Source organism: Amylibacter marinus, from assembly GCF_030160015.1.
GTDB lineage: Bacteria > Pseudomonadota > Alphaproteobacteria > Rhodobacterales > Rhodobacteraceae > Amylibacter > Amylibacter marinus.
Window position 1 is genome coordinate 1 of the sequence record NZ_BSNN01000014.1, and the last position, 20,065, is coordinate 20,065.

General features: G+C 53.6%; 19 protein-coding genes, 2 tRNA genes and 1 other RNA gene. 12 read left to right on the top strand and 10 right to left on the bottom strand.

Annotation, left to right across the window (positions count from 1 at the left end):
- Window positions 1-293: 293 nt before the first annotated feature.
- Together QQL62_RS13380 and hemC are read right to left on the bottom strand one after the other, a co-directional pair.
- Window positions 294-379 (bottom strand) — tRNA-Leu (locus QQL62_RS13380).
- 48 nt (window positions 380-427) lie between these two features.
- Window positions 428-1,351, bottom strand: a complete 924-nt coding sequence (gene hemC / locus QQL62_RS13385) for a hydroxymethylbilane synthase (RefSeq protein WP_284380219.1) — start codon at window positions 1,349-1,351, stop codon at window positions 428-430.
- Between the two features lie 81 nt (window positions 1,352-1,432).
- Here hemC and hemE point away from each other — a divergent pair, with 81 nt between their 5' ends.
- Window positions 1,433-2,470 carry a uroporphyrinogen decarboxylase gene (hemE, locus tag QQL62_RS13390; protein ID WP_284380221.1) on the top strand — a complete coding sequence of 346 codons (1,038 nt, stop codon included), beginning with the start codon at window positions 1,433-1,435 and terminating at the stop codon, window positions 2,468-2,470.
- Window positions 2,470-3,378, top strand: a complete 909-nt coding sequence (locus QQL62_RS13395) for a DMT family transporter (RefSeq protein WP_284380224.1) — start codon at window positions 2,470-2,472, stop codon at window positions 3,376-3,378. The genes hemE and QQL62_RS13395 overlap by 1 nt, the downstream gene beginning before the upstream one ends.
- Here QQL62_RS13395 and recR read toward each other — a convergent pair whose 3' ends face one another.
- The 3 genes from recR to QQL62_RS13410 all read right to left on the bottom strand — a co-directional run bounded on the left by recR (window position 3,379) and on the right by QQL62_RS13410 (window position 6,332).
- Window positions 3,379-3,975, bottom strand: a complete 597-nt coding sequence (recR, locus tag QQL62_RS13400; RefSeq protein WP_284380226.1) for a recombination mediator RecR — start codon at window positions 3,973-3,975, stop codon at window positions 3,379-3,381. It lies immediately after the preceding gene.
- A gap of 3 nt (window positions 3,976-3,978) precedes the next feature.
- Window positions 3,979-4,323: a YbaB/EbfC family nucleoid-associated protein gene (locus QQL62_RS13405; RefSeq protein ID WP_284380232.1), complete on the bottom strand. Its 345-nt coding sequence runs from the start codon at window positions 4,321-4,323 to the stop codon at window positions 3,979-3,981.
- Between the two features lie 212 nt (window positions 4,324-4,535).
- Entirely contained in the window at window positions 4,536-6,332 is a 1,797-nt protein-coding gene (locus QQL62_RS13410) for a DNA polymerase III subunit gamma/tau (RefSeq protein WP_284380235.1), read from the bottom strand.
- 241 nt (window positions 6,333-6,573) lie between these two features.
- Here QQL62_RS13410 and QQL62_RS13415 point away from each other — a divergent pair, with 241 nt between their 5' ends.
- Entirely contained in the window at window positions 6,574-8,457 is a 1,884-nt protein-coding gene (locus tag QQL62_RS13415; RefSeq protein WP_284380238.1) for a PhoX family protein, read from the top strand.
- Window positions 8,458-8,517: 60 nt separating this feature from the next.
- Here QQL62_RS13415 and QQL62_RS13420 read toward each other — a convergent pair whose 3' ends face one another.
- The 3 genes from QQL62_RS13420 to QQL62_RS13430 all read right to left on the bottom strand — a co-directional run bounded on the left by QQL62_RS13420 (window position 8,518) and on the right by QQL62_RS13430 (window position 10,139).
- Window positions 8,518-9,300, bottom strand: a complete 783-nt coding sequence (locus QQL62_RS13420; protein WP_284380240.1) for a TIGR00266 family protein — start codon at window positions 9,298-9,300, stop codon at window positions 8,518-8,520.
- Window positions 9,301-9,390: 90 nt separating this feature from the next.
- On the bottom strand, window positions 9,391-9,603 hold the full coding sequence (locus QQL62_RS13425; RefSeq protein ID WP_284380242.1) for a helix-turn-helix domain-containing protein: 213 nt from the start codon (window positions 9,601-9,603) through the stop codon (window positions 9,391-9,393).
- Window positions 9,603-10,139: a DUF2975 domain-containing protein gene (locus QQL62_RS13430; RefSeq protein WP_284380245.1), complete on the bottom strand. Its 537-nt coding sequence runs from the start codon at window positions 10,137-10,139 to the stop codon at window positions 9,603-9,605. The genes QQL62_RS13425 and QQL62_RS13430 overlap by 1 nt, the downstream gene beginning before the upstream one ends.
- A gap of 66 nt (window positions 10,140-10,205) precedes the next feature.
- Between QQL62_RS13430 and QQL62_RS13435 the strand changes: the two genes are divergently transcribed.
- Window positions 10,206-10,763 carry a hypothetical protein gene (locus QQL62_RS13435; protein WP_284380248.1) on the top strand — a complete coding sequence of 186 codons (558 nt, stop codon included), beginning with the start codon at window positions 10,206-10,208 and terminating at the stop codon, window positions 10,761-10,763.
- A gap of 4 nt (window positions 10,764-10,767) precedes the next feature.
- Here QQL62_RS13435 and ffs read toward each other — a convergent pair.
- An RNA gene (ffs, locus tag QQL62_RS13440) (signal recognition particle sRNA small type) lies at window positions 10,768-10,864 on the bottom strand.
- 56 nt (window positions 10,865-10,920) lie between these two features.
- Between ffs and nudC the strand changes: the two genes are divergently transcribed.
- Both nudC and QQL62_RS13450 read left to right on the top strand, forming a co-directional pair.
- Complete coding sequence (gene nudC / locus QQL62_RS13445) at window positions 10,921-11,871, top strand: NAD(+) diphosphatase (protein WP_284380251.1); 951 nt, start codon at window positions 10,921-10,923, stop codon at window positions 11,869-11,871.
- Between the two features lie 38 nt (window positions 11,872-11,909).
- A complete protein-coding gene (locus QQL62_RS13450) occupies window positions 11,910-12,383 on the top strand; it encodes a hypothetical protein (protein ID WP_284380254.1) in 474 nt (157 codons plus the stop codon).
- A gap of 7 nt (window positions 12,384-12,390) precedes the next feature.
- On the opposite strand, the gene QQL62_RS13455 is transcribed toward QQL62_RS13450, so the two are convergent.
- The gene (locus QQL62_RS13455) at window positions 12,391-13,227 is read right to left on the bottom strand and encodes a prephenate dehydratase (RefSeq protein WP_284380256.1); all 837 of its coding nucleotides are present in this window, start codon (window positions 13,225-13,227) and stop codon (window positions 12,391-12,393) included.
- A gap of 128 nt (window positions 13,228-13,355) precedes the next feature.
- Here QQL62_RS13455 and QQL62_RS13460 point away from each other — a divergent pair, with 128 nt between their 5' ends.
- The 6 genes from QQL62_RS13460 (at window position 13,356) to QQL62_RS13485 (ending at window position 19,801) form a co-directional block, all read left to right on the top strand.
- Complete coding sequence (locus QQL62_RS13460; protein ID WP_431355786.1) at window positions 13,356-13,880, top strand: c-type cytochrome; 525 nt, start codon at window positions 13,356-13,358, stop codon at window positions 13,878-13,880.
- A gap of 148 nt (window positions 13,881-14,028) precedes the next feature.
- The gene (locus tag QQL62_RS13465; RefSeq protein ID WP_284380258.1) at window positions 14,029-15,885 is read left to right on the top strand and encodes an extracellular solute-binding protein; all 1,857 of its coding nucleotides are present in this window, start codon (window positions 14,029-14,031) and stop codon (window positions 15,883-15,885) included.
- A complete protein-coding gene (locus QQL62_RS13470) occupies window positions 15,886-16,962 on the top strand; it encodes a microcin C ABC transporter permease YejB (protein ID WP_284380260.1) in 1,077 nt (358 codons plus the stop codon).
- 8 nt (window positions 16,963-16,970) lie between these two features.
- A complete protein-coding gene (locus tag QQL62_RS13475; RefSeq protein WP_284380266.1) occupies window positions 16,971-18,077 on the top strand; it encodes an ABC transporter permease in 1,107 nt (368 codons plus the stop codon).
- Window positions 18,074-19,672: an ABC transporter ATP-binding protein gene (locus tag QQL62_RS13480; protein WP_284380262.1), complete on the top strand. Its 1,599-nt coding sequence runs from the start codon at window positions 18,074-18,076 to the stop codon at window positions 19,670-19,672. The genes QQL62_RS13475 and QQL62_RS13480 overlap by 4 nt, the downstream gene beginning before the upstream one ends.
- 52 nt (window positions 19,673-19,724) lie before the next feature.
- A tRNA-Arg gene (locus tag QQL62_RS13485) sits at window positions 19,725-19,801 on the top strand.
- Window positions 19,802-20,065 lie beyond the last annotated feature (264 nt).

Genomic DNA, 20,065 nt, shown 5'->3' on the forward strand with positions numbered 1-20,065 from the left:
AATCAACAAACATGCACAAAACAAACACTAAATACCAACCAAGACAAAACTAAATATGAATCACAAAAAAAATCCGCCGAATGCATGGGGAATCCCCCAATAGATTCCGCAACAAAACCCGAGCAAACACCCCTCAAAGCGACACATTACGAGAACACCCAAGGGAATCACGCCCACAGGCCCAGGGAATCACCTGGGTCACACGGACTGCGAAATTGTGTGAATTATACCGGAGATACCAAGTGCCGCCCAAATCGCCCTCGGCGCTACTCTCTCTCTAGATAGGGGGGTTATGGTGCGAGCGGGGGGACTTGAACCCCCACGCCCATACGGACAACAGATTTTAAGTCTGGCGCGTCTACCATTCCGCCACGCTCGCAACATTTTTGCTTTGTGGCCTTTTTGGCCATGATTGTAAACCGCGTGGTTAGAAAAAATCCGAGCTCATGCGCGCCTTTAGATCGGCCGCCATCGCGGCCCCCATTTCGGCACCATCGGCAACCCGCCCTTGGCGACGATCCGATAGCGACTCGCTGCCATCAGGGCGCAGAACCTGCCCGCGCAGCGTCAGAATATCGCCCTCTATCTCAGCCAAGCCCGCAATGGGCGTTTGACAAGAGCCATCAAGCCCCGCCAGTAAGGCACGCTCAGCGCATAGGCGCGCCTTAGAGTGCTTATCCTCTATGAGGGCCAGAATTTTTCCAACCTCAACATCAGCGCCACGTTGCTCGATCCCAATGCACCCCTGCGCAATCGCGGGCAACATATCATCCCTATCAATAGGCGTAGCATGTTCCGATAACCCAAGGCGATTTAGCCCTGCACAGGCCAGAAATGTAGCATCGGCCACACCCTCAGACAATTTGCGCAGGCGGGTTTGCACATTGCCGCGAAACTCCACAACATTCAGATCAGGGCGCCTATATAATAGCTGAGCGCGGCGGCGCAGGCTGGATGTGCCCACGGTGGCCCCCATAGGCAAATCCGCAATACGCTTATATCTTGTGCTGACAAAGGCATCGCGCTCGTCTTCGCGGGGTAAGAAGCAATCCAGAACCAATCCTGCGGGGAAGGTGACCGGCATATCCTTCATGGAGTGCACGGCGATATCAATGCCGCCATTCAGCAGCGCTTCCTCGATCTCTTTGGTGAACAGACCTTTGCCGCCAATCTCACCCAGCGGGCGGTCTTGAACCGCATCACCTGTGGTCTGTATAACCACCACCTCGAAATGATCCTGCCCGCATTTAAGGGCCGTCATCAGGCGATCACGGGTTTCATAGGCCTGGGCCAGCGCTAGCGGGGAACCGCGGGTGCCAATTTTCAGCGGGGTATCAGGTGTAAATCTCATGAAAAAGCTTGTAACGACCAGCGACACCATGAGCAACTGAATATGGCTTTCGCACCGCGCCCAAGCTGGTTACAAGGAAGCATGGACAGACAAAACAAATTGATGCTGCGTGCACTGCGCGGCGAGACCTTGGCCACCCCTCCGATTTGGATGATGCGCCAAGCAGGACGCTATTTACCCGAATATATGGCCACACGGGCACAGGCAGGGGATTTCCTATCCCTATGCTATAACCCTGATCTGGCCAGCGAGGTCACCCACCAGCCGATCCGCCGCTATGGATTTGATGCAGCGATTCTTTTTGCCGATATCCTACTGATTCCACAGGCGCTTGGGGCCAAGCTCTGGTTTGTAACGGGCGAAGGCCCGCGCCTATCCACAATCACCGATGGGGCGGGGCTAGATGCGCTGGGGCCTGTCGATGATATTGATGCAACCCTTGCACCGATTTACGAAACGGTTGCGCGTTTGGCCGCAGAGCTGCCGGATGAAACAGCACTGATCGGGTTTGCCGGCGCACCTTGGACTGTGGCGACATATATGATCGCAGGGCGCGGCACCCCAGCACAGGAACCGGCCCATGCTCTGATCAATTCAGATGTCGCGGTGTTCGAGGCGCTATTGGATAAAATAACTCAGGCCACTATTCATTACCTGTGCAAACAAATCGAAGCAGGGGCAGAGATTGTCAAAATATTTGACAGCTGGGCTGGTACCCTAAAGGGTGATCACTTCGACAAGTATTCTGTAGAGCCTGCGCGCCAGATTATTGCGGCCCTGCGCGCGCGGCATCCAAATGTAGCCATCATCGGCTTTCCACGCGGCGCCACCGAAGAGGGCTATGTGAATTATGCCCGCGTAACCGGTGCTGATTGTGTGGCCATTGATGGCGATAAATCCGCCGATTGGGCCGCACGCGAATTGCAGCCCATCACCTGTGTTCAGGGCAATCTAGACCAGCGCCTTTTGGTCAGCGGAGGGGACAAGTTGGTTTCCGAGACCAAACGCATATGCGAAACATTGGGCCATGGGCCGCATATCTTTAATCTGGGGCACGGGATCACGCCAGATGCGGATCCCGAAAACGTGGCCCGTATGATAGACGCCGTTCGAAATTAATGCCGCTATTGCCCCAAAACATCGCCCCCGAGAATGCGGATGCCAATGAAAACTGGCGTGGTATTTTATGGGCGATGGGATCGGTCGTAGGGGCATCTGCTATGGCCATATCGGTGCGCGGTGCATCCTTTGGATTAGACAGCCGCGTTATCGTGGCCTACCGCGGGTTCTTTAGCCTGCTGATTCTTTTGATCCTGCTGATGGCCCTGCCCTATCTGCGTACACAGGTGCGTTTTAGCAGGCCTTGGGCACATATTCTGCGCGGCTCTTGCATGTGCGCGTCCGTGAACCTTGGGTTTTTTGCCCTATCGTTGGTACCCTTGGCGGCGGCGGCTGTTCTGTTTGCAACGGCACCGATTTTTGCCACGATATTTAGTGTATTATTGGGACGCGAGCGTGTTGGCCCACGGCGTGTGGGTGCGATTGCTGTTGGGTTTTTGGGTGCGATTGTGGTGATCAATCCCGGCGCCGAGGTTTTTGACACCAATATGTTATTTGCCATCGGGTCATCGGTGTTTTTCGGGGTGGCCTTGGTGATGGGGCGACGGTTGGGCCGCGAGGATGGCCCCATGAGCACCCTGATATCAACCACCGTGATGACATTGCTGCTGACCCTGCCCTTTGCTTCATCCAACTTTGGCCTGCCTACCAACCTGAGTGTGGTGTTTTGGCTAGCCGTTTTGGTGGTTTTTGGGCTGTTTCGCCAGTTGGCGGATATTCAGGCCTATCGCTATGCGCAGGCGGCGGTGATTGCGCCTATTTCCTATGTGCGCATGGTGCTGATCGGGATTGCGGCGTATTTTCTATTTCAGGAGGTGCCCAGCCTGAACACCTATGCGGGGGGGGCGATTATTATTGCCGCTACAATCTATATCACCAACCGCGAGCGCAAATTAAAGCAGGGCTGACTACACGGCCTTGCGGGCATTCAGCGCGGCAGAAATTGTGCCATCATCTAGGTAATCCAGCTCGCCGCCAATGGGCACACCTTGGGCCAGCGACGTTACGCTGATGTCCTGATCTTCTAATTGATCTGCGATGTAATGCGCGGTGGTTTGGCCATCGACGGTGGCATTTAGCGCTAGAATCACCTCGGTGATGTTTTCGCCTTTGGTGCGATTAACCAGATGCGGGATGCGCAACTCGTCAGGGCCGATACCATCAAGTGCCGATAGAGAACCACCCAAGACATGGTAGCGCCCCTTGAAAACGCCCGAACGTTCCATCGCCCAAAGGTCGGCCACATCCTCGACCACGCATATTTGCGCGATGGCGCGCTTGGGGTTTGTACAAATTTCACAAATATCTGCGGTGCCAATATTGCCGCAATTGGTACATTCGCGTGCCGATTGCGCCACATTGAACAAGGCATCCGCCAAAGGGGCCAGCAGGATATCGCGCCGCTTTATCAGCTGAAGTACTGCGCGGCGAGCCGAACGGGGGCCAAGGCCAGGTAATTTGGCCATCAGCGCGATCAGCACTTCGATATCTTGATTATTCCCCATGGATTAGAATGGAAGCTTCATGCCTTCGGGCAGGTTCAGCCCTTCGGTGACCTTGCTCATTTCGGCCTTGGCCAGACGATCTGCATTCTCTTTCCCATCCTTGAGGGCCGCGATGATCAGGTCTTCGACCACTTCTTTATCCGCGGGGCTAAAGATGGATGGGTCGATGTTCAGCGCCTTGACCTCGCCTTTGCCCGTGATGGTGCAGGTCACCAGACCAGCACCGGCCTCGCCGTTGGCTTCCAGCTCGGCGACGCGCTCTTGGGCGGCCTCTACTTTGGCTTGCATTTCTTTGGCCTGTGCCATCATTTTGGCCATATCGCCCAGACCACCTAGTCCTTTTAGCATGCTTGTGCTCCGATTTTGTTGCTTTGCATCTCAGATAGTGCCTTTGGCAGAGGCGAGCAAGAGGCAAGGCGCGTTAACCATTTTACCGACGCAGTCGACAGAAACCTTCCCCGCGGGGAAGGTTTGGGGGCTAGCATGGCGCCAAATATGCAAAAACCTTCCCCGCGGGGAAGGTTTTCATGTGATTTAATAGCACCTTAGCGCGCGTCTCGTTAACCTTCTTCAAAGGGATCCCAGTCATCTGGGTCGTCGATTTCCTCCACGGCCTCGAGGATGGTTTCGCCGATGGCCATTTGTTCTAGGGTGCGCACATCACGGATATCTGCACCAGGGAATTTGGCCAATGTTTTGACCACCAAAGGATGGGCCGCCACCTGTGCATGCAGGTCATCGCGGGCCTCTGCCGTCTGTTCGGCGATGGTCGCGCCACCACCGTCATTCACCAGCGTTACCCCCCAGCGCGCACCAGTCCATGTTTGCAGGCGCTGTGCAAGACGCGATGTTAGATCGCTGGGCGCATCATTGGTGGGCTGGAATTCGATGCGACCGGGTGTGTATTTGGCGATGCGCACATAGTTTTCCACATCCGTCAGCAATTTCATATCGCGCCGTGCGCGGATCAATTCCACTACATGCTCGAAACGGGCAAAACGGGATAATTCTTGGGCTTCGGGTTCTGCGTTGGCAAGGGCGGTTGCCGCCCCTGCCCCGCCTGAAATCAGCGCAGTTGGGCCAGATCCGCCGCCAATTGGGCCGAGGTTTGATCCTGAAACTGCCGTGCCGTTCCCACCACCACTGGGGGCCGGCGCACCACCGCCACCGCCATTGGGTGCGGGCGGTTGGGGGGTATTTTGCAATTTGCGAATGATCTCTTCTGGGCTGGGCAATTCCGCCACATGGGTCAGGCGGATCAGCGCCATTTCGGCGGCCATCATGGCATTTGGCGCGTTTGAGGTTTCCTCGATAGCCTTGAGCAACATTTGCCACATCCGCGTCAGGGCGCGCATGGGTAGATCCGCACCCATGGCACGGCCTCGCTCGCGCTCGTCAGGGGAAACCGTTGGATCATCGGCCGCCTCGGGCGAAATTTTGATCACAGAGACCCAATGGGTGATTTCCGCCAGATCGCGCAAGACAGATAGGGGATCGGCCCCGTCTGCGTATTGGGATGACAATTCATTCAGTGCCGCATCCGCCTGACCGCGCATCACCATATCAAACAGATCCAGCACCCGCCCGCGATCCGCCAGCCCCAGCATGGCGCGCACCTGATCGGCGGTGGTTTCGCCCGCGCCATGCGCGATGGCCTGATCCAGCAGCGATGTCGCATCACGCGCCGATCCTTCGGCAGAGCGAACAATCAGCGCCAGCGCATCCTCGGCAATTTCTGCGTTTTCAGCGGTGGCGATTTTGCGCATCAAGCTGATCATATCCTCGGGTTCGATACGGCGCAGATCAAAGCGCTGGCACCGCGACAGAACGGTTACCGGTATTTTGCGAATTTCGGTGGTCGCAAAGATGAATTTTACATGTTCGGGCGGCTCTTCGAGGGTTTTGAGCAGCGCGTTAAAGGCGCTGGTCGAGAGCATGTGCACCTCGTCGATGATATAGATTTTAAAGCGCGCTGATGTGGCCGCGTAGTGAACAGATTCGATGATTTCGCGGATATCGCCCACACCTGTGCGGCTGGCGGCATCCATTTCCATCACATCCACATGGCGCCCCTCCATAATGGAAACGCAATGTTCGCATTTACCGCAGGGGTCTGTGGTGGGGCCGCCTGTACCATCGGGGCCGATACAATTCATGCCTTTGGCGATAATACGCGCGGTGGTGGTTTTGCCGGTACCACGGATACCCGTCATCACAAATGCATGGGCAATACGATCCGCCGCAAAGGCATTTTTAAGAGTGCGCACCATGGCGTCTTGGCCGACCAGATCCTGAAAGGTTTCTGGGCGGTATTTACGGGCAAGCACCTGATAGGTGGTATTTTCGGAATCGCTCATGTGTATTGGTTCCCTCAGCTGTGGGCAGTGTAGGGATTTGGGGCGCTGATTGCCAGTGTTTTGGGTTTCTGCTGTGCAGATTTTGGGATCTGGATATCTGAATAAATCGGCACAGTTCACAGAGCTGTAACCTTGGCGTCGTGTTTATGAATCAAACGTTAACTATCACAACGATCAGCTTCGCGGGGTGCTAAGCGCCCTGCGTTGGAAATCAAGCTAGCTCAGCAAGGGAAACATAGCGATGTCTGATAAAAATTTAGTAGATTTGACTTGGGATGATTTTGACGAGGTGCGTGATCCGCGTCCGAATGAAGCTCAATTTGACCAAGTGGTAGATAATGCAATTTCACGCCGTGGCCTTTTGGCCGGTGCGTTGACCTTTGGGTCTGGGGCCGCGGTATTTGGTACGGGGTTATTTACAGGCGCGAAAACCGCAGGCGCCACCGAGGCGCTAAAGTTCGGATTTCGCCCTATTGATATTGCCACCGATCACGAGGTGCATGTGCCAGAGGGATTTGAGACTCAGGTGATGGTACGCTGGGGTGATCCCCTATGGAGCGAGGCCGAGGGCGCCTATACGGATACCAACGGTGTCCCAGTTGAAATGTCAGACAAGGTGTTTGGCGAGAACACCGATGGCATGGAATTGTTCGTGGTTGACGGCAAAGAGCTGATTGCGGTGAATTCAGAGTATGTAAACCCCAAGATCAACCTGCCTGCCGAGGCAGAGGGTTACCCGCGCACCGCCCAAGAGGTAGAGCTGCTGAAGAACCTTCAGGGTGTAACCGTGATGGAAGTGGCCAAGGGCGCGCAGGGTTATGCTGTGGTGGTAGACAGCCCCTATAACCGCCGCATCACCCACGAAACAGAAATGGTGCTGGCCGGCCCATTGGCAGGCGATGATCTGGTAAAAACCCATGCAGACCCAAAGGGCATGACCGTAAAGGGCACCATGAATAACTGTGGTTCTGGTAAGACATTGTGGGGCACATATTTGACCTGCGAAGAGAACTTTAACGGCTATTTTGGTGCAACAGGTGCCCAGCCCGTGGGCCAGGGGTATCAGCGCTATGGCATTGGCGGCGAGGGTCGCTATGGGTACGAGAAATTCGATGCGCGTTATGATATCTCGCAAGAGCCAAACGAGCCGCATCGCCATGGGTTTGTAACCGAGATCGACCCTGCCAACCCCAATTCTGTACCGGTAAAGCGTAGCGCATTGGGCCGTTTTAAGCACGAGAACGCCGAGATGGTACATGCCAAGGATGGCCGTGTGGTGGTGTATTTGGGCGATGACGAGCGCGGCGAGTTTTTGTACAAATATGTATCCAAGAACACATGGGCCGAGGGTCAAGACCCCAGCGGCCTATTGGATGAGGGCACATTGTTTGCGGCCAAGTTCAATGATGACCTAAGTGGCGAATGGCTGCCGCTAACGCCGGACACGACCGGCATGAGCATCGCGGAAATTCTGTGCTTTACCCGCATGGCGGCATCTGCCGCTGGGGCCACCACCATGGATCGCCCAGAGTGGGTTGCGGCAAACCCGCTAAAGGCAGAGGCCTATTGCGCCCTGACCAATAACAAGAACCGCGGCGTAAAGCCAAATGCCGGAGGCGATGACACGGCCACCAATGCGGTGAACCCCCGCGAGACCAACCATTATGGTCAGATTGTGCGCTGGACACCTGCGGATGAAAACCACGCCGCATCTGAATTTGTGTGGGATCTATATGTGATGGCGGGCAACCCGACGCTGTACAACAATGACTATGCAGGCTCATCCAACATCAATGCGGGGAATATGTTCAACTCGCCCGATGGGATGGCGTTTTCATCCGACGGTCTATTGTGGATTCAAACCGATGGCGATTACAAAAACGAGGGTGATTTTGCAGGAATGGGTAACAACCAGATGTTGGTTGGTGATCCAGACAGCGGCGAGATCGCGCGCTTTATGACTGTGCCAAATGGCGCAGAGGTCACGGGGCTGTGTTGGTCTGCGGACAAGACGGTGGCCTTTGTGGGCATCCAACATCCCGGTGGATCCTGGCCAGATGGTGCGGGCAAGCCGCGCTCGTCTGTTGTGAGCGTTTGGCGCAAGGATGGCTATGCCTTTGGCTAGGATATAGCGCGCCACTGATAGCACAATTGGCGATACCCTACGGGGTATCGCCTTTTTCGCTTATTTATCGCCGAACAGATCGCCCAAACCGCCCAGCACCGAGCCTTCGCCCTTGCTCGAGGTAGTGCCTGCCTGCAATACACGGTTGGCAAGGCGCGAGAATGGCAAACTTTGGAGATACACGGTGCCTGGGCCGCGCAGTGTGGCCAAGAACAGGCCCTCGCCACCAAAGACCATGGATTTCAGATTGCCCGCGCGTTCGATATTATAATCGATATCGCCAGTAAAAGCGGCGATACAACCGGTATCAACCCGCAATGTTTCGCCCGCCTGTAGGGTGCGTTTGATCACCGTGCCCCCCACATGCACAAAGGCCATGCCATCACCGCGCAGGCGCTGCAAGATAAAGCCCTCGCCGCCAAAGAAACCCGCGCCCAGACGTTTTTGAAAGGCGATATCCGTGGATGTGCCAAAGGCGGCGCACAGGAATGCATCCTTTTGGCAGATCAGCTCGCCGCCGATCTCGGCCATATCAACGGGGATGATTTTTCCCGGATAGGGCGCGGCAAATGCAAGGCGGGCCTTATCTTTGCCGTGGTGGGTAAAGTGGGTAAGAAAGATGCTCTCGCCCGTTAGAACCCTCTTGCCTACATCCATCAGCGCCGACATAACCCCGCGCCCCGGATTGGTGCCATCGCCCATTTTGCTCTCGAATGCGATGCCATCTTCCATGTAGTTCATGGCGCCAGCTTCGGCGATGACGGTCTCTTGGGGGTCTAGCTCAATTTCGACGATTTGCATATCGTCACCGAAAATTTCGTAGTCAACTTCATGGCATTGCATAAAATAGGTATCCTTCTACGCGGGTTTAAATATTGACGTATAAGAAGGCAATAATCGCGCCGAATGCAAGGGATCAGTTGGGTGCGGGCATTATTCTGCTGATAATGTCGCCTCTAGCAAATCCCCGGGCTGGCATTCCAATGCGGCGCAAATTTTCGCCAGCGTTTCAAAGCGGATGCCCTTTACCTTGCCGGATTTCAAGAGGCTGAGATTTTGTTCGGTGATCCCTATTTGGGCGGCAAGGTCGCGGGATTTCATTTTGCGCAGGGCCAACATCACATCTAATCGTACGGTGATTTCCATTAGACAAACGCCTTATTTTCAGCCGCGATATCAGAGGCCTCGCCCATGGCCCATCCGATCAGCGTCATCAACCCCGCCGCAAGCAGTAGCCCAAGCATATCGCTGTTTAGCGTGACCGAAATGCTGCGTTGGCCGGCATCGTTGGACAGGGTCAGAAGCATGGATTGCAGGGGCGGGAGCAGCATTTCCCAAAGCCCAATAAGCAAGAACCCCAGACCGATGCGTTGGATATGGTTTGCGCTTTGCTTTGTTAGGATTTCCCCATGGCTAAAGCGCTGAAACAACTGGCGCATATTATTGAGCAACCAAATCCACATGAGTATCGACAGGAATCCCAAGGACATCGATAGGATCATTTGCCAAGTCTGAAGTGCCGCCCCAATGGTAAATTGCGGATATTGAGCGCGAAAGTTGTCCACGGTGAGCGGTGTTGTCGTTGTGAAGTACACACTACTGAGCAGCGCTAGGCCCATACCAAGGATGGTGCAATGTTTCAAAAATACAGCGTGGCGGCGGATGCGGGACAATGTTGACATAATTTCCTCTTTTATTTTTCATTTTTATCGTATTACAATAAATTTTCATTGTCAAAGGAGATTCTAATGCACTTAACAAAACCATTCTGCACCCTGTTGCTCGCCGTCAACCTTGCCGCCTGTGGCAATGTTGTCCTGCCCACTGTTGCGCAATTGGCAAATATTTCCCCCCTTGAGGCAGATCCGGCGGGGTTTGAAGTTTTGGTGGATTTACCAACGGGGGTTTCGATCAGACCTCAAAGTGCTGTTCTAACGCTAAGCGCGGTGCATGAAATGCAATCAAAAGAGATTTCTGGAGCCTATGTTTTAGAGCAGGCGCCTTCCGATATGGGGCTACGGTTGTTTCGCATTGCGCCCGCAGATTTAGAGCAGATACGCGAGTTTCAATCGATTGCACGCGCATGGGAGAGTGAAGATCCAGATGCATCGCATGGGAGCATCAGCGTGAATGTTATCGCCTGTGCGCTCGGCGATGGCCCTGCGTCGGACGCTGTGTTCTCGCTGTCGTTAAAGACCAGAACGACAGGGGAATTTATGCCCCTAATACGTAACGCATCGGTAAGGGATATCTTGGATCCGGGTGCAACATCCAAACAACCGATTGGTGTAAAACAATGTGGGTAGAGTTGGTGAGAGGCTGGACAGCGACCCAAACGGGGCTCGTTGCGGCTGCTTCCTTCCGGACCTGACCGGGTTGGCGAGGCGCTTGCCCGCGCCAACCTCTCGACGTTGTATATAAACCAGCCTATAGATGGGTTCAAGATGCATAAGGACCTGAATCATGGCACCAACGAATGACATTACCTTTGGGGGATTAGGGTTTAATCGCGCCGATCATTTGCGCGGCGACAAGGATGCATTATTGGCAGGGCGCGAGGTGGCGCAGTCCTGTATATTATGGCGTGGGCGCCCTTTGGTTGATATTCAAAGCGGCACATTGGTGATGGTGGCAATGGATCATCCAGCAATAGCGTCAGCCACCGAGATATTTCTTGGCGTATCTGAGGCACATCATATTTATGCCGCCGATATTTCCAGCTGGGAGCCCGCAGAAATACAGACCCCGTCTGACACCCCCCTGTTTGACGAATCGCATCAGCCGCACCCAGACTTCTCGGAACATCAGGCGTTTTACGATCTGCGCAACATTATGGTTCAGCTTTCTGTGCGCGATGCGCAATTGGCGGCCACGGCCAAGGCTTTGTTTGCATGGCATAGATCGCATCGATTTTGTGCCGCCTGTGGTAACCCATCAGAAATGGCGAAATCTGGCTGGCAACGTGATTGCCCCACCTGTGGCACACCGCATTTCCCGCGCACTGATCCCGTGGTGATTATGCTGGTTGAACGTGGCAACGAGATATTGTTGGGCCGTGCGCCCAATTGGCCAGAGGGTATGTATTCCTGTTTAGCTGGTTTTATGGAGCCGGGCGAAACCATAGAGATGGCGGTGGCGCGCGAGGTGATGGAGGAGACCAACATTGCTGTGCAGAATGTACGTTATGTAACCAGCCAGCCTTGGGCATTCCCGTCAAATTTGATGATTGGGTGCCGCTGTGATGCGCTGGCAGGGGAGATTAACATTGACCCCATAGAGCTGCAGGATGCCCAATGGGTAAGTAAAGAAACACTTGTGAAAGCATTTGCGGGTAAGGATGTGGGAATCTTGCCAGCACGCGCGGGATCAATTGCCAGCTATTTGATTGAAAACTGGTTGAAAGACACTATTTGAACCGATAGCTAACGGCAACGAAATACGGAGAAAAGCACATGCAGCTAGGGGCAAAACAGGATCTGAACGTTCCCGCGGATTTTTTATTCAGCGAGCTCACGGATTACCCTGCGTTTGAGGCTTTGCTGTTGGCGGCTGGCGCACATGTGGAACGTTTGGATGGGCTAGAGGATCTGGCTGCTGGCATGTCTTGGCTGATCGAGGGACATTTTCGTGGCAAGCATCGCAAGGTCAACATAGATCTGAGCGATATGCATATGAACGAGACCCTGATTTACCGTTCTAATTCCAAAGACATGAGCGCAGAGATCACCCTAGAGTTGATTGAATTATCCAAAGAGCAGACGCGGCTAGCGGTGGATGTGCGCCCCACGGCCAATACGATATCTGCGCGGCTAATCCTGCAATCGGCCAAGCTGGCGCGCAAATCGATCGAGCGGCGTTTTAACGGCCGCTTGGATGATTTTTGCACCCGTATCGAGGATAAGTATCACGAGCACAGCGCCGGATAGGCCCGCCCTAGGGTGCGCTGCCGGTGGGGTATACGCCCAGAATTTCCAAATGCGTGGTAAAATATGCCAGCTCTTCTAGGGCGCGTTTTACGGGCGCATCCTCTGGGTGGCCGATAACATCTGCATAGAACTGTGTGGCCGTGAACGACCCATCCACCATATAGCTTTCCAGTTTCACCATATTCACGCCATTTGTCGCGAAACCACCCATGGCCTTGTACAGGGCCGCGGGAATATTGCGCACCCGAAAGATGAAGCTGGTCTTCACATCCGTGCCTTTGGTCTGTGCTTGGGGTTTCGGCGACATCACCAGAAAGCGGGTGGTGTTATTGGATTGATCCTCGATGTGGCGTGCCAGCACATTCAGCCCATAGATATCCGCCGCCATTTCCGAGGCCAGCGCCGCCTGATTGGGATTGTTGATTTTGGCGACTTCCTCGGCAGAGCCTGCGGTATCGGCCCCTGCCAGTGGAGCGATGTTATGCTGTTTCAGGAAGTCACGGCATTGGCCCAACAGAACCGTGTGGCTCATGGCGGTGGTGATATCAGACAGCTGGCTGCCCTTGGGGGCCAATAGGTTGATATGCACGCGCACATAGTGCTCGCCGATGATGTGTAGACCAGAATCTGGCAGCAGCTGATGAATATCCGCCACACGCCCATAGGTGGAATTTTCTACCGGCAACATCGCCAAATCGGCCCGCCCCTGTTGCACCGCATCAATCGCGCCTTGGAATGTATTGCATTCCACCACTTCGGAATCTGGATAAGCTTGATAACAGGCTTGGTGCGAATAGGCACCCAAGATACCTTGGAACGCGATTTTGGGCTTTTGGGGTGACATTTAGCTGCTCTTTCAAAATGGTCGATTGGTCGCGGTTCTACAGCTTGCCAAGGCACAATGGAAGAGGCTAGAAGGGCGCAACGTTTATGAAGATTCCTACGCCGAAAGTGAGCAAAGCTATGGATACTATGGAAATTAACAAAATTGTTGGCGGCGTTTGCGGCGCATTGCTGGTTTATTTGATGCTGAACTGGGTGGGTGAGACCCTGTATCATGTAGAATCTGGCGGCGGCCACGGTGAAGCACACGCGAGCGAAAGCCGTGCTCCTGCATCAATTTATCAGTTGGAAGAAGCAGCCAGTGGTGGCGAAGTAGAAGAAGGCCCCTCGTTGGAAGAGCTATTGGCCAGCGCAGACGCAGCCAAGGGTGCGAAGGTATTTTCTAAGTGTAAGGCCTGTCACAAGCTAGAAGATGGCGTAAACGGCACTGGCCCGCATTTGTTTAATGTGGTGGATCGCACAATTGCTGGTATTGATGGTTATAGTTATTCGCCTGCCCTTACGGGTATCGACGGCACATGGGATGCGGCGGCGCTAGACGGTTTCATCGAAAACCCCAAAAAATACGCCCCTGGCACCAAGATGGGCTTTGGCGGCCTAAAGAAAGCAACCGATCGCGCAAATTTGATCGTGTATTTGCAAACTATCAAATAGTTTTTGCATTATAGGCCGATGGGCCAATTCAGGAGCCGCCCTTCGGGGCGGTTTTTTTATGTGTTATGAAATCTGTTCACATGCGCGCGGGTTGAGGTTGTTCTTATTACAAAATCGCATAAGATGGGCAAAAATGGAGATAATATTGATGTTTCAGTGGTGTAAAACAAGTTTCAAGTCCGTTGCGGTTTTTTCTGTATTGATGGCCCCGATGGCCCATGCCCAAGACACCATTATATCCCATGGCATCTCATCCTATGGCGATTTGAAATACCCCGCTGATTACAAACATTTCGATTATGTGAACCCCAATGCCCCCCAAGGCGGCACCCTGACAATGTTGCCAAAATATGGCGGTGCAACATTCGACAGCTTTAACCAATTTATCCTGAAAGGGGCCAATGTTACCGCGCTGGGGAATATGTATGCCAGCCTGTTGACCGGGTCCTTGGATGAGCCTGATAGCGCCTATGTGTATCTGGCAGAAAGCATTGAATACCCCGAGGATCGCTCTTGGGTGGTGTTTAAGATGCGCCGCGATGGCCGGTTCCATGATGGCATGCCGATCACCGCCCATGATGTGGTATTCAGCTATGATATCCTGTTGGAAAAGGGCCATCCTTTTTACAAAAACGTGGCATTCAAGGATTATCACAGCGTTGAGGCGCTGGATGATTACACGGTGAAGTTCACCTTTAAAGAGGGCGCAAATACCCGTGATTTGCCGATCAGCGCGGGGGGCTTGTCTATCCTACCGAAGCATTACTGGCAGGATCGCGATTTTGCAGAATCCAGCCTAGATATTCCCGTAGGATCGGGCGAATACACCATTGCCAATTTTGAGGCGGGACAATTTGTAGAGTATTGCAAGGTTGATGATTACTGGGGCAAAGATTTGCCCGCCAATGTAGGCACTGGCAATTTTGATTGCTACCGGTACGAGTATTTCCGCGATGGGGATGTGGCATTCGAGGCCTTTAAGGCGGGGGACTATTTGTTCCGCGAAGAGAACACATCGAAGAAGTGGAAGACCCAGTATGATTTCCCTGCTGTTGAAAAGGGTTGGGTGAAGCAAACCCTTGCGCCCGATGCCACCCCTGCCTCTAGTCAAGGGATCTGGATCAATCTGCGCCGCCCGCAATTTCAGAATGTGAAAACCCGCGAGGCGCTTCAGTATCTGTTTAATTTTGAATGGACGAACAAGACCGTATTCTACGATTCCTACAGCCGTAGCGACAGTTTCTGGGAAAACTCGGATATGGAAGCCAGCGGGATGATCACACCCGAGGAATTGGCCCTGTTAGAGCCCTACCGTGACAGCCTGCCAGCGGCGGTATTTGACGAGCCGGTGTTCGTACCCCCCGTGATGAAGACGCAAAAATTTGACCGCAGTGCCCTGCGCAAGGCCAACAAGTTGTTGGCTGAGGCAGGATGGGTGCTGGATGGTGGTCTTTTGAAAAACGCGGCTGGCGAGACATTGTCGATTGAGTTTATCGATGATAGCGATGATTTTCTACATATCCTAACCCCGATCATTGACACGATGAAACGTGCAGGCATTGATGCAAAATTCACCCAAATCGACCGCCCCCAGATGATCGAGCGGCGCAAATCCTATGATTTTGACATGCTGGTTGTCGGGTATCGCACCTCGCTGAGCCCTGGGGAAGAGATTGCCCAACAATACGGCAGTGTCAGCATTACCCAGCAAGACAGCGCAAACATCGCAGGCTATGGCAGCCCTGCGGTAGATGCGCTGATCAAACAGGTAGGGTCGGCCAAGAGCCGCGCCGAGATGCGCGTGGCGGTGCGCGCAATTGATCGCATTTTGCGCGCCGAACATATCCGTGTACCAAATTGGTATCTGCCTGCGGATCGTCTGGCCTATTGGGATGTATTTGGGCGCCCCGATGTTCAACCCAAGTATGACAACGGTGTGATCTCCACGTGGTGGATGGATCAGGAAAAGCTGGATGCCCTAAAGGCACAGGGTGCTTTGAAATAAATGGGGGCCTATATTCTACGGCGTCTGTTGTTGATTATTCCGACCCTGATCGGGATCATGCTGATCAATTTCACGCTGATACAATTTGTACCCGGTGGGCCTGTCGAGCAGGTTTTGGCCGAGCTAGAGGGCGATGGATCGGCCACCGACCGCATCAGCGGTGGTGGCAGCGACGGCACCCAGACCAATGATGGCAAATACAAGGGCGCGCGCGGGTTACCCCAAGATTTGATTGATGATCTAGAGCGTCAATTCGGATTTGATAAGCCCCCTGTCGAGCGGTTTTTATTGATGATGTGGAACTATGCGCGCTTTGATTTTGGCGAAAGCTATTTTCGATCGATCACGATTGTTGATTTGATATTGGAGAAGATGCCCGTGTCGATCACGCTGGGCTTGTGGTCTACGTTATTAGCCTATTTGATTTCTATTCCCCTTGGTATTGCCAAGGCAGTCCGAGATGGATCGCGCTTTGATGTGTGGACCAGCGGGATAATTGTAGCCGCCTATGCCATTCCGGGAATGTTGTTTGCGATTTTGTTAATCGTGTTGTTCGCGGGGGGCTCTTATTGGCAGATATTCCCGCTAAAGGGGCTGACATCTGAGGGGTTTGCCGATCTAAGTCTTTTGGGCAAGATCAAGGATTATTTCTGGCATGCGGCCTTGCCGATTATCACCTCGACGATCGCGGCCTTTACCACGCTGACGTTGTTGACCAAGAACAGCTTCTTGGAAGAGATCAACAAGCAATATGTGATGACGGCACGTGCCAAGGGATTAAGCGAATGGCGGGTGTTTTATGGCCACGTGTTTCGCAATGCGATGCTGATCGTGATTTCGGGTTTTCCTGCGTTGTTTGTGGGGATTTTCTTTAGCGGGAGCTTGATCACCGAGGTGATATTCTCGTTGGATGGGCTGGGGTTACTGGGCTTTGAGGCCGCGGTGAAGCGGGATTATCAGGTGTTCTTCGCAACACTTTATATCTTTGCCTTGATCGGGCTGTTGGTAAAGCTGTTGTCTGATCTGACCTATATTTGGATTGACCCGCGTATTGATTTTGCCAGCAGGGAAACGTAATGGCACGTATTTTTAAAACCAAGCTATCCCAGCGCCGCTGGCAGAATTTTAAGGGCAATCGGCGCGCCTATTGGAGTTTGTGGATTTTTGGCATTCTTTTTGTGCTGTGTCTGTGCGCGGAATTGGTTGCCAATGACAAACCCTTGGTGGTGAAGTTCCAAGGCCAGATACACAGCCCATTACTGACCGTTTATCCCGAGACATATTTTGGCGGCGATTTTCAGACCGAGGCGGTGTATTCCGAGATTGAAACCCAGTGTTTGATCAAGACTGGCGGGCTTGAGATTTGCTATGATGATCCCGAGGGTGTTATTGCCGATGCGGATGACGGGGTGGTTGAGGGGCGCACCATTCAGCAGGGCTGGATCATTTGGCCGCCGGTTCCCTACAGCTTTAATACTATCAATTATGATGTGGATAAGGCCCCCTCTACCCCTGATGCCAGCCATTGGTTGGGCACAGATGATCAAACACGCGATGTGTTGGCGCGGGTGATTTACGGATTTCGGATATCCACGGTTTTTGGATTGGTTGTGGTGGTGATTTCCTCGGTTATTGGCATTATTTCTGGCGCGGCCATGGGGTATTTCGGGGGCTGGGTTGATTTGCTGTTACAGCGTTTTGTCGAGATTTGGGACAGTATGCCGTTGCTCTATGTGATCATCATTCTCTCGGCACTGTTTACCATGACCCTGCCCATCTTGATGGTCTTGGTGATCCTGTTCAGCTGGATGGGGTTGGTGGGTGTAGTGCGCGCCGAATTTTTGCGCGCACGCAATTTTGAATATGTACGCGCCGCGCGGGCCATGGGGGTCAGTGATGTGAAGATCATGTTCCGCCATTTGTTACCCAATGCCATGGTGGCCACGCTAACGTTCCTGCCCTTTCAAATCACCGGTGCCATTGGCACCCTTACCACACTGGATTTTCTGGGCTATGGCTTGCCGCCCAGCTATCCGTCCTTGGGTGAATTGGCCCTACAGGCCAAAAACAATCTACAGACCCCGCATCTGGCCTTTACGGCATTTTTCACCATGGCAATCATGTTATCACTAATGGTGTTTATTTTTGAAGGTGTGCGCGATGCCTTTGACCCACGAAAGACATTTAAATGAGCACTATTCTAAAGGTACGGGATCTGAACATATCCTTTGGTAGCAATCATGCTGTGCGCGACGTCAGCTTTCATGTGGACAAAGGCGAGACCGTGGCTTTGGTGGGCGAAAGCGGATCTGGTAAATCAGTAACGGCCCTATCTACGGTACAGTTATTGGCAGGCGCGGCAGAGGCCAGCGGATCTGTTCGCTACGGCGATACAGAGATGATCGATGCGAATGCGCGCGATTTGCGCCGTGTGCGGGGCAATGACATCAGCTTTATTTTCCAAGAGCCGATGACCTCTTTGAACCCGTTACACACCATCGAGAAACAGCTGACCGAGAGCCTTAGCCTGCATCAGGGGTTGCGTGGGGCCGAAGCCCGCACACGGGTGCTGGATCTGTTAAACAAGGTGGGCATTCGTGATGCGCAAACCCGCCTGCCCAATTACCCGCATCAGCTGTCTGGGGGGCAGCGTCAGCGCGTGATGATCGCCATGGCGCTGGCCAACAAGCCAGAGCTGTTGATTGCAGATGAGCCGACCACCGCGCTGGATGTGACCATTCAGGCGCAAATTCTGGAGTTGCTGGCGGAGATTCAACGCGCCGAGGGCATGGGGATGTTGTTCATTACCCATGATCTGGGCGTTGTGCGCAGCATTGCCGATCGGGTTTGTGTGATGCAAAACGGCCAGATCGTAGAGACCGGCCCAGTTGCCCAGATTTTCGGCGACCCCAAGCATCCCTATACCAAAAAGTTGCTGGATGCAGAGCCATCGGGCGCCCCTGCCCCGATTGCATCTGATGCGCCTGTGATTATCGAGGCGGAGGATCTGCGCATTTGGTTTCCGATCACCAAGGGCTTCATGCGCCGTGTTAGTGGCCATGTGAAGGCGGTGAACAATGCCAGTCTATCTGTGCGCGCGGGCGAGACGCTGGGCATTGTGGGTGAAAGCGGATCTGGAAAAACCACGCTGGCGCTGGCGCTGATGCGCCTTATCAGCTCTGATGGCCCCATACACCTAGAGGGGCGCGCGGTGGATGGGCTAAGCAACAAAGAGCTAAAGCCGCTGCGCCGTGATATTCAGATGGTTTTTCAGGATCCTTTCGGGTCTTTGTCACCGCGTTTTACCATTGAACAGATTGTGGCCGAGGGGTTGGATGTGCATGGGCTAGAGCCCGGTGCGGATCGCCGCCAGCTGGTCAAGGATATATTGGTAGAGGTCGGGCTAGAGGCGGATATGATCGATCGTTATCCGCACGAGTTTTCTGGCGGGCAACGCCAGCGCATCGCCATTGCGCGTGCGCTAATCCTGAAGCCAAAATTGATGGTGTTAGACGAGCCGACATCGGCATTGGATATGACGGTACAGGTGCAGATTGTGGCGCTGTTGCGGGATCTACAAGCCAAGTATGGCATCGCCTATTTGTTCATCAGTCATGACCTGCGGGTGGTGCGTGCGATGAGCCACAATGTGATGGTGATGAAGCAGGGTGACATTGTCGAAGTTGGAAGTGCCTCGGAAATATTCGACAATCCCCAGACACCCTACACCCGCGCATTGATCGCAGCGGCCTTGGATCTGAAAGCCGAAAAAATTATTGATCAATAGTGATTTGGCACTTGCAATGCCTGTTCCAGAACAGTAATCACCCCCCAAGCGCGGACCCGTAGCTCAGCTGGATAGAGTACCTGACTACGAATCAGGGGGTCAGAGGTTCGAATCCTCTCGGGTCCGCCACTTTTCAAATTGTCAGGCGACACATAGTTTTGCCAATTACCCCCATAGTTTTACCTTTCCCGCCACATAGATTTACCATTGGCTTGTTTGCCACGTATTCCGACATCTCGTTCAGACCTCTTTACGTTGGTTTTTAAGCAAAGCGCATAAGCGCGCTTGCCTTACAAAACCTGACCCGTTGGTGTCTCGTCCCCCTAAAACTGTGCCATTGTTTATTAGAGACTGGAGTAGTGAGACATGGCACGAAAACGGCATTCGGATGAG

What these genes read in the sequence shown, in the direction of transcription:
- hemC (WP_284380219.1), bottom strand. Translation starts at nt 1,351, where the DNA reads ATGAGATTTACACCTGATACCCCGCTGAAAATTGGCACCCGCGGTTCC.
- QQL62_RS13480 (WP_284380262.1), top strand. Translation starts at nt 18,074, where the DNA reads ATGAGCACTATTCTAAAGGTACGGGATCTGAACATATCCTTTGGTAGC.
- hemE (WP_284380221.1), top strand. Translation starts at nt 1,433, where the DNA reads ATGGACAGACAAAACAAATTGATGCTGCGTGCACTGCGCGGCGAGACC.
- QQL62_RS13430 (WP_284380245.1), bottom strand. Translation starts at nt 10,139, where the DNA reads ATGTCAACATTGTCCCGCATCCGCCGCCACGCTGTATTTTTGAAACAT.
- QQL62_RS13395 (WP_284380224.1), top strand. Translation starts at nt 2,470, where the DNA reads ATGCCGCTATTGCCCCAAAACATCGCCCCCGAGAATGCGGATGCCAAT.
- QQL62_RS13460 (WP_431355786.1), top strand. Translation starts at nt 13,356, where the DNA reads ATGGAAATTAACAAAATTGTTGGCGGCGTTTGCGGCGCATTGCTGGTT.
- QQL62_RS13410 (WP_284380235.1), bottom strand. Translation starts at nt 6,332, where the DNA reads ATGAGCGATTCCGAAAATACCACCTATCAGGTGCTTGCCCGTAAATAC.
- QQL62_RS13425 (WP_284380242.1), bottom strand. Translation starts at nt 9,603, where the DNA reads ATGGAAATCACCGTACGATTAGATGTGATGTTGGCCCTGCGCAAAATG.
- recR (WP_284380226.1), bottom strand. Translation starts at nt 3,975, where the DNA reads ATGGGGAATAATCAAGATATCGAAGTGCTGATCGCGCTGATGGCCAAA.
- nudC (WP_284380251.1), top strand. Translation starts at nt 10,921, where the DNA reads ATGGCACCAACGAATGACATTACCTTTGGGGGATTAGGGTTTAATCGC.
- QQL62_RS13465 (WP_284380258.1), top strand. Translation starts at nt 14,029, where the DNA reads ATGTTTCAGTGGTGTAAAACAAGTTTCAAGTCCGTTGCGGTTTTTTCT.
- QQL62_RS13435 (WP_284380248.1), top strand. Translation starts at nt 10,206, where the DNA reads ATGCACTTAACAAAACCATTCTGCACCCTGTTGCTCGCCGTCAACCTT.
- QQL62_RS13470 (WP_284380260.1), top strand. Translation starts at nt 15,886, where the DNA reads ATGGGGGCCTATATTCTACGGCGTCTGTTGTTGATTATTCCGACCCTG.
- QQL62_RS13455 (WP_284380256.1), bottom strand. Translation starts at nt 13,227, where the DNA reads ATGTCACCCCAAAAGCCCAAAATCGCGTTCCAAGGTATCTTGGGTGCC.
- QQL62_RS13450 (WP_284380254.1), top strand. Translation starts at nt 11,910, where the DNA reads ATGCAGCTAGGGGCAAAACAGGATCTGAACGTTCCCGCGGATTTTTTA.
- QQL62_RS13415 (WP_284380238.1), top strand. Translation starts at nt 6,574, where the DNA reads ATGTCTGATAAAAATTTAGTAGATTTGACTTGGGATGATTTTGACGAG.
- QQL62_RS13420 (WP_284380240.1), bottom strand. Translation starts at nt 9,300, where the DNA reads ATGCAATGCCATGAAGTTGACTACGAAATTTTCGGTGACGATATGCAA.
- QQL62_RS13405 (WP_284380232.1), bottom strand. Translation starts at nt 4,323, where the DNA reads ATGCTAAAAGGACTAGGTGGTCTGGGCGATATGGCCAAAATGATGGCA.